The organism is Cognatishimia activa, from assembly GCF_017798205.1.
Lineage (GTDB): Bacteria > Pseudomonadota > Alphaproteobacteria > Rhodobacterales > Rhodobacteraceae > Cognatishimia > Cognatishimia activa_A.
Genome location: NZ_CP060010.1, coordinates 42,144 through 55,045 on the forward strand (window position 1 = coordinate 42,144; position 12,902 = coordinate 55,045).

Genomic DNA, 12,902 nt, shown 5'->3' on the forward strand with positions numbered 1-12,902 from the left:
CGACCTTAGAATCGCTGTTAATATAGGCCATTCACCAAGGAGGCCCTCATGACAGATTCCCGCCGTTCCATCGATACAGAAACCTACGCCCCAGAGGCTGAGGTTCTTGCCAAGCTTGTCGAGCAAGCCAATCTTAACGATGCCGCGCGCGCTGCAATTGGCGAAAAAGCAGAGCATCTGGTGCGTCAGATCCGTGGGAATTCGAAACCGGGCCTTATGGAAGTCTTCCTTGCAGAATATGGCCTGTCGACCGACGAAGGCGTCGCACTGATGTGTCTGGCCGAAGCGCTGCTGCGTGTTCCGGATGCGGAAACCATCGACGCTTTGATCGAAGACAAGATTGCTCCGTCTGATTGGGGCAAGCACCTTGGGCAATCCACGTCGTCTCTGGTGAACGCCTCGACCTGGGCTTTGATGCTGACCGGTAAGGTTCTGGACGACGGCGACAGCGGCGTCATCAGCGCCTTGCGCGGTGCGATCAAGCGTTTGGGTGAGCCTGTCATCCGGACAGCCGTGGGCCGCGCGATGAAAGAAATGGGCCGTCAGTTCGTTCTGGGCGAAACCATCGAGGCCGCGATGAAACGTGCTCAGGACATGGAAGCGCAAGGCTACTCCTATTCCTACGACATGCTGGGCGAAGCAGCGAAAACTGACGCCGATGCGATGCGCTATCACCTCGCCTATTCCCGCGCGATCTCGGCCATTGCGGCAGGCTGCAACAATGAGGACATCCGCGACAATCCGGGCATCTCTGTAAAACTCTCGGCACTGCACCCCCGCTATGAAGTCGCGCAAAAAGCCCGCGTTATGGACGAGTTGGTGCCACGCCTGCATGGCCTTGCGCTCTTGGCGAAATCTGCGGGCATGGGTCTCAATATCGACGCAGAAGAGGCCGACCGCCTGTCTCTGTCCATGGATGTGATCGAAGCGGTTCTCGCCGATCCGGCGCTCAAGGAGTGGGACGGCTTTGGCGTTGTGGTGCAGGCCTATGGCAAGCGCGCGGCCTATACGCTGGATTACCTCTATGAACTCGCGACCCGTTTGGATCGCAAGATCATGGTGCGTCTGGTGAAAGGCGCCTATTGGGACACAGAAATCAAAAACGCGCAGGTCATGGGTCTCGATGGCTTCCCAGTGTTTACCGCGAAAGCGGCAACCGATGTCAGCTACATCGCCAATGCGCGCAAGCTGCTTGGTATGACCGACCGGATCTATCCGCAGTTCGCGACCCACAACGCCCATACGGTCGCAGCCGTTCTGGGCATGGCCGAAGACTTCGATACATTCGAATTCCAACGCCTCCACGGCATGGGCGACGCCCTGCATGACGTTGTTTTAAAAGAAAATAAAACACGCTGCCGGATCTATGCGCCAGTGGGCGCGCACCGTGACCTCTTGGCGTACCTCGTGCGTCGTCTGCTGGAAAACGGTGCGAACAGCTCCTTCGTGAACCAGATCGTGGACGAAGAGGTCCCGCCATCTGTCGTTGCCCGCGACCCGTTCGAAGCCATAAAGGACGAGCAGGTCAAACTGCCAACCGGTGACGAACTCTTTGAGCCCGAACGCCCGAACTCCAAGGGCATGGATCTGCGCGACATCCCGACAATTGAGCGTCTCGAAGAGACCCGCGCGCCATTCCGCGAGACCACATGGGCAGCAAACCCTCTGATCGCGGGCGAAGCACAGCCGCAAGGCGCGCAGCCCGTGGAAAACCCCTACCTGCCCGCGGATTCAGCAGGCACTGTCGCGCATGCCAGCGACGCCGATATCCAGACCGCGCTGGCCTCTGCAAAACCATGGGACGCGGACGCCGAAACCCGCGGAGCCGTTCTTGCGAAAGCTGCTGACCTCTATGAGGCCAATGTCGGCACCTTCTTTGCCCTTCTGGCGCGTGAGGCAGGTAAAACCCCGCTCGACCAAATCGCAGAACTGCGCGAAGCGGTGGACTTCCTGCGCTACTACGGAGCCAACGCGCCAAGCACGCCACCGGCCGGCACATTCACTTGCATCAGCCCTTGGAACTTCCCACTCGCGATCTTCACAGGCCAGATCGCTGCGGCTTTGGCGGCAGGCAACGCGGTGCTCGCTAAACCTGCGGATCAAACGCCTCTGATCGCCTATGAGGCCGTGAAACTGCTGCATGAGGCAGGTGTCCCACGCGAGGCTCTGCAACTTCTGCCAGGTTCTGGTGCCCATGTCGGCGCGGCTTTGACCTCGGACCCTCGCGTCGATGGGGTTTGCTTCACAGGCTCCACCGCCACCGCAAAACGCATCCGGAAAACCATGGCCGACAACCTCGCACCGGGCGCGCCTCTCATCGCCGAAACCGGTGGTCTAAACGCCATGATCGTGGACTCCACCGCCCTGCCCGAACAGGCCGTCACCGCCATTGTCGAAAGTGCTTTCCAATCTGCGGGCCAACGCTGTTCCGCCCTGCGCTGCCTTTACGTGCAAGAAGACATCGCAAGCGACCTGCTGCATATGCTGAAAGGCGCGGCCAAAGAGCTGAAGATGGGCGATCCTTGGGAATATTCCACCGATGTCGGCCCGCTAATCGATGCGACTGCTCAGGCACGCTTCAGCGACCATATCGCCGCCGCACGCGCCGAAGGCCGTGTGATGTTCGAACTGGACACACCAAACACCGGCAACTTCCTAGCCCCGACCATGATCGGCGTCAGCGGTATCGAAGATCTCAAAGAAGAGATCTTTGGCCCGGTTCTGCATGTGGCGACCTTCAAAGCCAATGAGCTGGACAAGGTCATCGCCGCGATCAACGCCACCGGATATGGCCTGACTTTCGGCCTGCAAACTCGGATCGATGACCGCGTGCAGCATGTCTCGGAAAGCATCCATGCGGGCAACATCTATGTAAACCGCAACCAGATCGGCGCGATCGTGGGCAGCCAGCCTTTTGGCGGCGAAGGCCTGTCCGGTACGGGCCCCAAAGCAGGCGGCCCGCAGTACCTATCGCGCTTTGCAAAACGGGAGACCCCGTCGGTTGACACCACATGGCCCGACGCAGCCGAGGCCACGAAAGTGGCCCAAGCCATCGCCGACTGCCCTGCTGGTGCTGCGCCTGTGACAACCTCCCTGCCCGGCCCAACCGGTGAATCCAACCGTCTGGCGCATTTCGCACGCGACCCGTTCCTGTGCATGGGTCCAGGCCAGTCCACCGCCGAAGCGCAGCGCGACGCCGTCATCGCCGCCGGTGGCCGTGCGGTCCTCGTAGACCGCATGGTAGACCCGCAACAGCTTGCTCATCTTGAGGGCATCGCAGGTGCAATCTGGTGGGGCGACGCAACTCAGGCCCGCGCCTATGATCAGGCGTTGGCGTCTCGCGATGGCGCGATCCTGCCCCTGCTGACCGGCCAACCGGATGCAGGCTATGTGCGCGGCGAGCGTCATGTCTGTGTCGACACCACAGCCGCGGGCGGTAACGCGGCACTTTTGGGTGGGGCCTCCTAAGCCCCACTTGACCTGAGGCACCCAAGTGGTCACCTATCAGACATGTTTCCGATACGTGACCACAACCCCTCGGGGCGCACGCCCTATGTGACCTACGCCCTGATCGCCATTAATATCGTGGTGTTTCTTTACAGCTTTGGCCTTGATGGGCGCGGGCTGAACCAGTTCTATTCCGACTACGCCATGTTCCCCGCAAGGATCAGCCAGGGGCAGGATCTGCAGGGGCTGTTCACCTCGATGTTCCTGCACGGCGGCTTTATGCATTTGGCGGGCAACATGCTGTTCCTCTGGATTTTCGGAGACAATCTCGAGGATGATATGGGCCATGTGCCCTTCACGCTCTTCTATCTTGCAGGCGGCATTGGCGCGGGCCTCGCACAGGTGATTTCAGAGCCCATGGGCACGATCCCCACGGTCGGAGCCTCTGGCGCGATTGCCGCTGTCATGGGCGGATACCTTTTGCTCTACCCACGCGCCAAAGTCGACATCCTATTGATTTTGATCATCTTTTTCAGGATTTTTACGATTCCCGCATGGGTCATGCTGGGCCTGTGGTTTGCACTTCAACTGGTGAATGGCGTCAATGTGGATCCCGAAACCGGAGGCGTCGCCTATTGGGCCCATGCAGGTGGTTTCGTCATCGGCTTCGCCATGGCGCTGCCGCTCTGGCGGCGCAAGGGCGGCACGGAATATTGGAGCAAAACCGAGGGGCACCCGCCCCATCCCGAAGCCAAATACCGCCTGAGCCGCAGCAATGTGCCAACCGTTGGTCGAAACAGGAGCAACGTGCCAAGGATTGGTCGACGCCGTTAGGCTACGACCAAGATTTGCAGGAATTAAGTGTTGCGAATGACCTTCGCGAATTGATCAAAGATCGGCTCATTCGCTGCCAGAACGGTGCCGCTTTCCAGCACAGAATCTTCTTTGTCCATCGCTTCAACGAAACCACCGGCCTCTTTGACGATCAACATGCCAGCCGCCAGATCCCATGCGTTCAAGCCACGCTCCCAATATCCCTCATAGCGGCCCGCCGCCACGTAGGCCAAATCCAGTGCAGCAGAACCCCAGCGGCGCACACCGGCACAAGCCGGCATAATCCGCGCGAGATCCTGCAAAGTGGTTGGCAATTCAGGACGGCCTGCAAAAGGAATTCCGGTGGCAAACACGCTTTCGATCATCCGGTGGCGGCTGGATACACGCAGACGTTTGCTGTCGTTCAGCCACGCGCCTTCGCCGCGTTCGGCATAGAACATCTCGTCCTTGGCCGGGTCATAGACCACACCCGCGACGATCTCGCCCTTATGCTCCAGCGCGATGGAAATCGCCCAATGCGGCATGCCGTGCAAAAAGTTCGTCGTGCCATCCAGAGGATCCACGATCCAGCGACGGGTCGGATCCTTACCGTCCTGGCCACCGCCCTCTTCGCCCAGCCAACCATAGGTCGGACGCGCGCCCAAGAGTTCCTCTTTCAGAACCGCCTCAGCCTGCACATCCGCGCGGCTGACAAAATCGCCTGCCGATTTCGCCGAGACCTGCAGGTTCTCAACCTCGCCAAAGTCCTTAACCAGACCACGGGCCGCCTTACGTGCGGCTTTCATCATGATGTTGAGATTTGCGCTGCCAGCCATGGCTCGGCTCCTTTGATATCAGAGCGCGCGTATACGCCGCCAAAGCGGCTTTGCCAAGGGTGAAACCGGGGGTTTTGGGCGTATTCTATGCCTCTTGCAGACGCCGCGCCTCTTGGCCAGCGAGGCGGATCAAATCGGTCATGAAGGGTTTCTCAAGATCGGGCGCGCGCACGGCGGCATAAAGCCCGCGTGTGACGCCCTGTTCGGTCAGCGGGCGCGTGACATAATCCGAGTTATATTTCACCTCGCGCACCACCCAATCCGGCAGCACCGCAACGCCACGATTAGACGCCACAAGCAAGAGGATCACGGCAGTCAGCTCAGCTTGACGCACGCGATCCGGCTCGACCTTGGCGGGCATCAAGAGCTGGCTGAACACATCCAAACGGCTGCGTTCCACAGGGTATGTGATCAGGGTCTCGCCACGGAAATCCTCGGCGTCCACCCAGTCTTTCTGCGCCAGTGGATGATTGGCTGAAGCCACAAAAACAGGATTGTAATCAAAGAGATGCTTGAACTCGACGCCCGGCAGGTTTTCCGGATCAGAGGACACCACAAGATCCACGTCTTCTTTTTGCAGCGCAGGCATCGCATCAAAAGCCAGCCCTGGGCGGATGTCGACATCCACGTCTGGCCAGCTCTTGCGGAAGGTCTCAAGCACCGGAAAGAGCCACTCAAAACAGGCGTGACATTCAATCGCGATATGCAGGCGGCCGGATTTGCCGTCGCGCAGCCCCATGAACTCTTCTTCCAGGGCCTCAACCTCGGGCAAAACCTGCTGTGCGAGGCGCAACAGGCGCTGCCCCGCGGCCGAAAGCTTCATAGGTTTTGAGCGGCGCACAAAGAGCTCGATCCCCGCCTGCTCCTCTAAGCCTTTGATCTGATGCGACAAAGCAGACTGGGTAATATTCAATTGATCCGCAGCACGGGCCAATCCCCCACATTCGTGGATCGCCTTCACCGTGCGAAGGTGGCGGAATTCAATGTGCATCTTCATGTTGAACTCATGTTCTTGTTGAGAATTATGAAGTTTTCTCACAATGCTGCACATGCAACAAGGGGTCAACGCAAAAATTGGACTAATACGATGACCACGCCTGATATTTCCTTTGAATTCTTCCCGCCCCGCAATTTGGAGGCCTCTTTTCGGCTGTGGGACACGGTTCAGGCACTGGCACCTCTTGCCCCTCGCTTTGTCTCTGTGACTTACGGTGCTGGCGGCACCACCCGTGATCTGACGCGCGAAGCGGTTGAAACCATTCACAAAAATAGCGGCCTCAAAGTCGCCGCCCATCTGACCTGTGTGGACGCCACCCGAGAAGAGACCATCGGGATCGCGCAGGAGTTCGCAAAAGCAGGTGTCAGTGACATCGTCGCCCTGCGCGGCGACCCGCCAAAAGGCAGCGCGGGGTTCACGCCGCATCCCGAAGGCTTTGCCAATAGTGTCGAATTGATCAGCGCTTTGGCCGATACGGGTGATTTCAACATCCGCGTCGGTGCCTACCCCGAGATCCACCCAGAGGCGGCTGATCAGCAAGCCAATATTGACTGGCTCAAGGCCAAGATCGACGCGGGCGCATCCGAGGCTCTGACACAGTTTTTCTTTGAACCTGAAACTTTCCTGCGGTTCCGAGACGCCTGTGCGAAGGCGGGTATCGATGCGCCGATCACGCCGGGCATTCTGCCGATTGAGAACTGGAAGGGCGTGCGCAACTTTGCAACGCGCTGTGGCACAACCATCCCAGCGTGGCTGGATGATGCCTTTGAAAAGGCGATCCGCGACGGGCGCGAGGATCTTTTGGCCACGGCCCTTTGCACTGAAATCTGCTCTGCCCTGATCGACGAAGGCGTCGACAAACTGCATTTCTACACGCTCAACACACCAGAGCTGACCCGCGATATCTGTCACGCGATCGGCGTCACCCCCGAAGTGAAACTTCAGAACGTAGCGTAATTCAAACTGGGCATTGAATTCGCTGCTGTTTGGCCGCCTCCTACTCCCTGTGAGGAGGCGGCCATGTCACAACGCAGAATAGCAAATTCCATCGACGAACTCCCAACCTTCCAAGACATGCTGTCCATGTCGGGGCTGGAATTCATGCAAGGCGTCCGAGACGGAACCCTTGCGGGGCCGCCGATTGGGCGCACGCTCAATTTCGGAGTTGCCGAGGTGGAAGAAGGCCGCGTGGTGTTTGAAGGCCGGCCACAATTTGAGGCGACCAACCCCCTGCGCACCGTGCATGGCGGCTGGTATGGCACCGTGTTGGACAGCTGTATGGCCTGTGCCTTTATGACGACCTTGGACAAGGGCAGCTACTACACCACATTGGAATTCAAGGTGAACATCATCAAACCCATTCCGCTTGATACGCCAGTACGCGCCATCGGAACGGTTCAACATGCAGGTCGCAGCACGGGTGTTGCCATTGGGGAAATCAGGGGCAAAGAGGACGATCGGCTTTACGCGACCGGTTCAACCACCTGTATTGTTATGAAAGCCGAACCGCCTCACCAATAGGCGTGGTACAATCCGCCAGCGCCGCTTCACCTTTTCGGGCACCGTATCATGAATACGTTCTGACGCGTCCTGTCCTACTTTCCTTCTGTGGCGCGCAAGAAACAATTTCCCCCAGCCCCGCCAAGTGCCAATCGAAGGCGCGGTTGCATCCATGGGAAACCGCGCTTTCCAACCCTCGGGCATCTCCAGGCCGCAGCGCTCTGCGTTCTCAAGCATCCAAACCAGCGGAATATTGGCCAAAGGACGTACGTCGCTCATCCCATCGATTTGCCCACCGACATCTCCGTGGGTCCCTCGGAACCATACCTGCTCTACATTCCCCTGCCAGCCATTCTCAGTGGACCACATGACCGGCGCATAGACGGATCTGGTTTCATTGAGCGCCAATGCGTGAAACCCATTGCGCACTGACTGACCGAGCCGGTGGTCGTGAAAGTCGTGCTGACGGTCTGAAAGTTTCCAGACCAGAGGCAGACGTACGCCCAAAGCCTTCACGGTGTCCCATACACCGATCATCTGAATCTCGACGCTCTCATGGCAGAAAGCTTTGGCAAATTCACCCACGACCGGAGCATTTGGGTCCGTTTCATAGTGGCGATAGGCCTGACGTATATTGCGTTCGGTCGCATGCTGGGCATGAAGCAAACCAATCCGGTCTATCACGCCTGCTAAGGAGCGCACTGCAAAAGCCCCGCGCGAATAGCCAAACAGAAAAATCCGGTCTCCGGGTCGATAGCGCGACGCCAAGACCCCATAAGCACGGCGGATCTGACGGTTGATCCCGCGCCCCATCATAATATCCGGCGCATTCTGCCATTTGGTGAATTGCAATCCAGCCTCATAAAACAGGCTGATTCCACCCTTTTCAGACAAGAGTTGATAGGTACGACCCGCGTTGGTCTCCATCCCCTCTTCGAGCGAGGACATGGTGCCATCCAGAATAATCACATGCGTGCGCACCCCGCGTATGGGGGCTGCGTTTTCCTGAGATCTTAGCCCGCCACGGAGCCAGTCCCGGATTTTGGATGTAAAGCGAAAGACCTTCATACCCGCGTGCACTGCTCTTCTTTTGGTCAGATTACACTACCAGAATATGGTTAATTTTTGGCCTGCATAGGGAAATCCCCTCGCGCGGGATCAGCTTCGCGTGACTGCTTTGAAATCCCCCACCCCTCAGAATCAAAAACGGCGGCACTAGGGAGGAGGAGTGTGCCGCCGTTCTTGGTTACCTAGGCCATAGGGAGGAGAAGAGGCCTTCGGTATCTCGGTGGGCGCTTGGCCCGGAATTGGTCCGGCGGCTCCAGGGAGGAGGAGGGAGCCGCCGGTCTTGTTGCAAGCGCCCCTAGGGAGGAGGAACGGAGCCCTTGCAATCTCTTGGGCACGAGGCCCGGAATTTGGGCGGCGACACCAGGGAGGAGGAGGGTGTCGCCGCAATCATCAAAGAGCTAGGGAGGAGGAGAAGCCCTTCGAATTCAATATCTGTGACCGCGCTTCGCGGTGTGAGCGATAACAATCCAGAAGGTTTGTTGTTGCTCTGTTGTGATTGAATATAGATGAATGCTGCGACTGCACAATATCTGCCTGCGCAATGCTGCCATGCAGAAAGTGAATAGCTCGTAAATTTTGTGTTTGTGATCAAAGATTAAGCAGTAAGACGGCCTGTCGCCGGGATTTTGCTGGCAATTGGCCTTGTTCTCCCTAGGTAAGAAGACTTAGAGCAGGGTGAACAAGGAGATTCAGATGGCTGTTTCGCAGGACGACGTAAAAACCGCATTGGAACAATTGAGTTTGCCTGATGGCGGCACTCTGGTCAGCCGGGATATGCTGCGGGCGTTGACAATCGACGGAGACACCGTCCGGTTCGTGATCGAAGCCCCCTCCCCTGAAGTCGCCAAACATATGGAGCCCCTGCGGCAAGCCGCCGAACGCGTGGTTCAGGCTCTGCCTGGTGTCAGCAAAGCCTCGGTCGCGCTGACGGCTCCGACAGTGGAAAAACAGCCACCAAGCCTAAAGGTCGGAGGTCACCCGAAGCCACAGCAAGGTCCGATGACTGTCCCGGGCGTCAAAAGCATCATTGCAATCGGATCTGGCAAAGGCGGCGTCGGAAAATCCACTGTTTCAAGCAATCTGGCGGTGGCCTTGGCAAAGCAGGGTCGCAAAGTTGGCCTGCTGGATGCAGACATCTATGGCCCCAGCCAACCGCGCATGATGGGCATCAACAAACGCCCCGCGTCGCCAGATGGAAAAACCATAATTCCTCTGAAATCACATGGGGTTACCCTGATGTCCATCGGCTTCATGCTCGAAGAGGACAAGGCCGTTGTCTGGCGTGGACCAATGCTGATGGGCGCGCTGCAGCAGATGCTGGGGCAAGTGGAATGGGGCGAGTTGGATGTACTTTTGGTCGACCTGCCGCCCGGCACGGGCGACGTGCAATTGACGCTTTGTCAAAAGACGAAAATCAGTGGGGCGATCCTTGTTTCTACGCCTCAGGACGTCGCTCTTTTGGACGCGCGCAAGGCGATTGATATGTTCCAGACGCTCAAGACACCGGTCTTGGGAATGGTCGAAAACATGTCGACCCACATCTGCAGCAACTGCGGTCACGAGGAACACATCTTTGGGCATGGTGGAGTTGCGGCTGAGGCGGAAAAACTAGGTGTACCTCTGTTGGGGGCGCTGCCAATTGATCTGGAAACCCGACTTGCCGGAGACAGCGGTACGCCAATTGCCGCCAAAGAAGGACCGATGGCGGACGCCTATGCGCGCATTGCACAGGGAATGATCAAAGGTGGAATTGCATAGGGCCGCAATGAGCAATCGCCTGAGTGCGAGAAAGAAGCAGCAAATCTCTAGGTAATATGATTCGCTGCCTCTTTCTGATTTGAAAGTTACTCCACCAATCTTCGCCTCATTATTGGGCGACTGGGTGCAAAACGGTTATGCAAACGCGTAAACTGCGGGCAAAATTCACCTAGGCCATTGATGCAAAAGAAATTTCACGCCCGAGTTGAGGCACGACAGGTGTTTACAGCTTGACCATAAAGGGTCCTGAAGTTGTACAAACGCGCAAAATAATCAACGAGCCTACATCCCACGTAAGATCCGCGCGAAGGACACTGTCGGCCAGCACAATCGAGTAAGCAATCTTGGCCAAAACACTGTTCTGCGCCCGCAATATCTTTGCGCCGATTTTCATTGGCGTGTCCCTCTTTGCAAATTCTGCAAGCGCTCAGTCACGCGCGGCGATGCAATCGATCGATTGCGAAAGAGTGACCGTATATGGATCAGTGTCCGCGCAAAAAGATGACGGAGTTATTGATTGGCTGGCACTTGCCAACCAAGCAGAACTGGGAACCGGAGAAATCGAGAGCCATGACGGCTGCCTCATCGACACAGGCGGCGTTGGCGCAAATGAGATCGTCACATCTGCGCTTGAAGGGGCAGCAATCGCTGACGACGTCGAGGGCGAGGTGAAAATCCACTCACTTGGCACCAAATTTCGAGGGGAACGCGATCACGGAAGCACACTTCAGTCAGAGGAAGCTCACACCGAGAATGTCAGCTTCTTAGAAGCGATTAATAAGCTTCCAACCTTCGTGATCATTCCGTTGACGCTTATTCCTCTGGGCGCAGCCGCAGCCATTCTGCGCTATATCGCGATAACCGTTAAAAGCGCAACAAACACCAGTGGCCGTCGTTTTACCTGCCGCATTCCCGCAGAAATCACCGTTTCAGGCAGAACAATTGACGGGCGTATCATGCGCTTTGGACCAAACACCTGCAATTTCGTCCCAAACTCGGAGTCCGACGCCGACATGATTGCCGGGATTTTGATGAAATCCGCGGTGCCCGACTTTGATTTGAACGTTGGGTCTATGTCGTTGCCAATCATTCCCGACACCCCAGGCAGCCGCTTTACTGTTCTATTCTTCGTTAATCCGCTGCCCCCTGAGCAAATCGAAACCCTGAAAGGGCTCTCTCTGACGGGGGTCAGGATTGAGAAGCAGTCCACGCCGCCTAAACGGTCCGCGCATAGAGAGTCCTTGCGTGCATCACGGTTGCGGCGCATGCAGAGCTCACCGACTTAAGGTATGTGAAATTGACCGAACCGTGCGCAAAAGCTTACTTGCGTGAGGCTGCAGATAAATAAGTCTGTACTTCATTAAACAGATCTTTCCGCTCGTCCTCTGACAGAAATCGCCCAAGTTCTACTTGGCGTCCGTTGCCTGATAATGTCACGTAGTTTGGGACAGGCCCGCCCTCTTTGTGCAACTCGGCACGCACCCAATAGATATTACATTCCCAGGACAAATCATCGCCGCGCGCTGGCCGATGTGTCAGTGTCAGAATATCCCCAGCACGCGTTAAGTCCTCAGAGACCTCACCGTCCTTGTAGGACCGCCTCAGAGCCGCCCAGAGCGCCCATACAGCTGCCCCTAGGAACGGGAGCATCCACCAGAGCACCGCGGTCCCAAGGACGCTGAGCAGAGGCAAGGTCAGAAATGCCACGGTGATCAGTATCACGGCAGCAAAGCCCTTGGGCGGTAAAGACCGATGGGCGGTCAAAGTCAAAACTTCTGGACCCTCTGGCGTGTCGCTCCAGCGATAGGGCATCTAGGCTTTCTCCGAGGCAAACAGAACAGAGCGAATTTTGACCCTCGCATCTTCCAAATGCAACTCGACATGACCAAAACCGCTCGCCTTCAACAAGCGCTCGTATTCCGCTGGATCTAGGCTGCCGTGATAGACGGTCTCTCCGCCGACTGTGCCAAGTGCCGTGCCTTCGGCTGGACCCACTGTCATCATCAGACGCCCATTGGGTTTGACCATGTCAGCCAGCTTCGGAATAAGATCTCGCTGGTCTTCTGGACTCAGATGAAAAAATGCGTCCCAGCTGACGATGGCGTGAAAAATGCCCTCTTGGTCCAAACTGCGCATATCTGCCACTCGGAACCGGGCGGCCGGAACATTCTGCTGTGCCAGCTCGATCATTGGCGCGCTCGCATCAACGCCAGTAACATCAAACCCTATCGCAACGAGGTGCGCCGCAATCGGACGCCCTGCCCCACATCCCAGATCCAGCACAGCGGCGCCGGCCGATAGCCCGTCGGTCAAACGATCCAGCCAAACACGCTCGTAGAGGCTCTGGTCGCGCGTCTGGTCCCAATGGGTGGCCTGACGCTCATAGACGCCAATCGTGCCCCTGCGCAGCTTTTCTATGTCGGTGTCGCCTGTCATCAATCTGAACCTATGGCCCGTCGTGCAAAAGAAAAGGCCCCGGAACT

At 57.4% G+C, this 12,902-nt stretch carries 12 protein-coding genes; 6 read left to right on the top strand and 6 right to left on the bottom strand.

The genetic code is table 11. From position 1 onward, the window contains the following. Window positions 1–48: 48 nt before the first annotated feature. Together putA and HZ995_RS00230 are read left to right on the top strand one after the other, a co-directional pair. On the top strand, window positions 49–3,468 hold the full coding sequence (gene putA / locus HZ995_RS00225; protein ID WP_209356698.1) for a bifunctional proline dehydrogenase/L-glutamate gamma-semialdehyde dehydrogenase PutA: 3,420 nt from the start codon (window positions 49–51) through the stop codon (window positions 3,466–3,468). A gap of 42 nt (window positions 3,469–3,510) precedes the next feature. Next, a complete protein-coding gene (locus HZ995_RS00230) occupies window positions 3,511–4,281 on the top strand; it encodes a rhomboid family intramembrane serine protease (protein ID WP_209356699.1) in 771 nt (256 codons plus the stop codon). 23 nt (window positions 4,282–4,304) lie between these two features. Here the strand turns inward: HZ995_RS00230 and HZ995_RS00235 are convergent, their stop codons facing one another. Together HZ995_RS00235 and HZ995_RS00240 are read right to left on the bottom strand one after the other, a co-directional pair. Further along, window positions 4,305–5,096 carry an inositol monophosphatase family protein gene (locus HZ995_RS00235; RefSeq protein WP_209356700.1) on the bottom strand — a complete coding sequence of 264 codons (792 nt, stop codon included), beginning with the start codon at window positions 5,094–5,096 and terminating at the stop codon, window positions 4,305–4,307. 85 nt (window positions 5,097–5,181) lie between these two features. Further along, the gene (locus HZ995_RS00240) at window positions 5,182–6,087 is read right to left on the bottom strand and encodes a LysR family transcriptional regulator (protein ID WP_209358103.1); all 906 of its coding nucleotides are present in this window, start codon (window positions 6,085–6,087) and stop codon (window positions 5,182–5,184) included. Between the two features lie 96 nt (window positions 6,088–6,183). On the opposite strand from HZ995_RS00240, the gene metF reads away from it, so the two are divergent. Next, the gene (gene metF / locus HZ995_RS00245; RefSeq protein ID WP_209356701.1) at window positions 6,184–7,050 is read left to right on the top strand and encodes a methylenetetrahydrofolate reductase [NAD(P)H]; all 867 of its coding nucleotides are present in this window, start codon (window positions 6,184–6,186) and stop codon (window positions 7,048–7,050) included. A 63-nt stretch (window positions 7,051–7,113) separates the two neighbouring features. Then, a complete protein-coding gene (locus tag HZ995_RS00250; RefSeq protein ID WP_209356702.1) occupies window positions 7,114–7,614 on the top strand; it encodes a PaaI family thioesterase in 501 nt (166 codons plus the stop codon). Here the strand turns inward: HZ995_RS00250 and HZ995_RS00255 are convergent. Further along, entirely contained in the window at window positions 7,570–8,661 is a 1,092-nt protein-coding gene (locus tag HZ995_RS00255; RefSeq protein WP_209356703.1) for a DUF2235 domain-containing protein, read from the bottom strand. The genes HZ995_RS00250 and HZ995_RS00255 overlap by 45 nt on opposite strands. A gap of 693 nt (window positions 8,662–9,354) precedes the next feature. On the opposite strand from HZ995_RS00255, the gene HZ995_RS00260 reads away from it, so the two are divergent. Next, window positions 9,355–10,419, top strand: a complete 1,065-nt coding sequence (locus tag HZ995_RS00260) for an Mrp/NBP35 family ATP-binding protein (protein ID WP_209356704.1) — start codon at window positions 9,355–9,357, stop codon at window positions 10,417–10,419. Between the two features lie 223 nt (window positions 10,420–10,642). Here the strand turns inward: HZ995_RS00260 and HZ995_RS00265 are convergent, their stop codons facing one another. Beyond that, window positions 10,643–10,813 (bottom strand): hypothetical protein, encoded by a 171-nt coding sequence (locus tag HZ995_RS00265; protein ID WP_209356705.1) that lies wholly within the window; start codon window positions 10,811–10,813, stop codon window positions 10,643–10,645. 49 nt (window positions 10,814–10,862) lie between these two features. Between HZ995_RS00265 and HZ995_RS00270 the strand changes: the two genes are divergently transcribed. Then, window positions 10,863–11,705, top strand: coding sequence for a hypothetical protein (locus tag HZ995_RS00270; RefSeq protein ID WP_209356706.1), 843 nt, complete (start codon window positions 10,863–10,865; stop codon window positions 11,703–11,705). 34 nt (window positions 11,706–11,739) lie between these two features. Here the strand turns inward: HZ995_RS00270 and HZ995_RS00275 are convergent, their stop codons facing one another. Together HZ995_RS00275 and HZ995_RS00280 are read right to left on the bottom strand one after the other, a co-directional pair. After that, a complete protein-coding gene (locus HZ995_RS00275; RefSeq protein ID WP_209356707.1) occupies window positions 11,740–12,231 on the bottom strand; it encodes a DUF2244 domain-containing protein in 492 nt (163 codons plus the stop codon). After that, window positions 12,232–12,855, bottom strand: coding sequence for a class I SAM-dependent methyltransferase (locus HZ995_RS00280; protein WP_209356708.1), 624 nt, complete (start codon window positions 12,853–12,855; stop codon window positions 12,232–12,234). Between the last annotated feature and the right edge of the window lie 47 nt (window positions 12,856–12,902).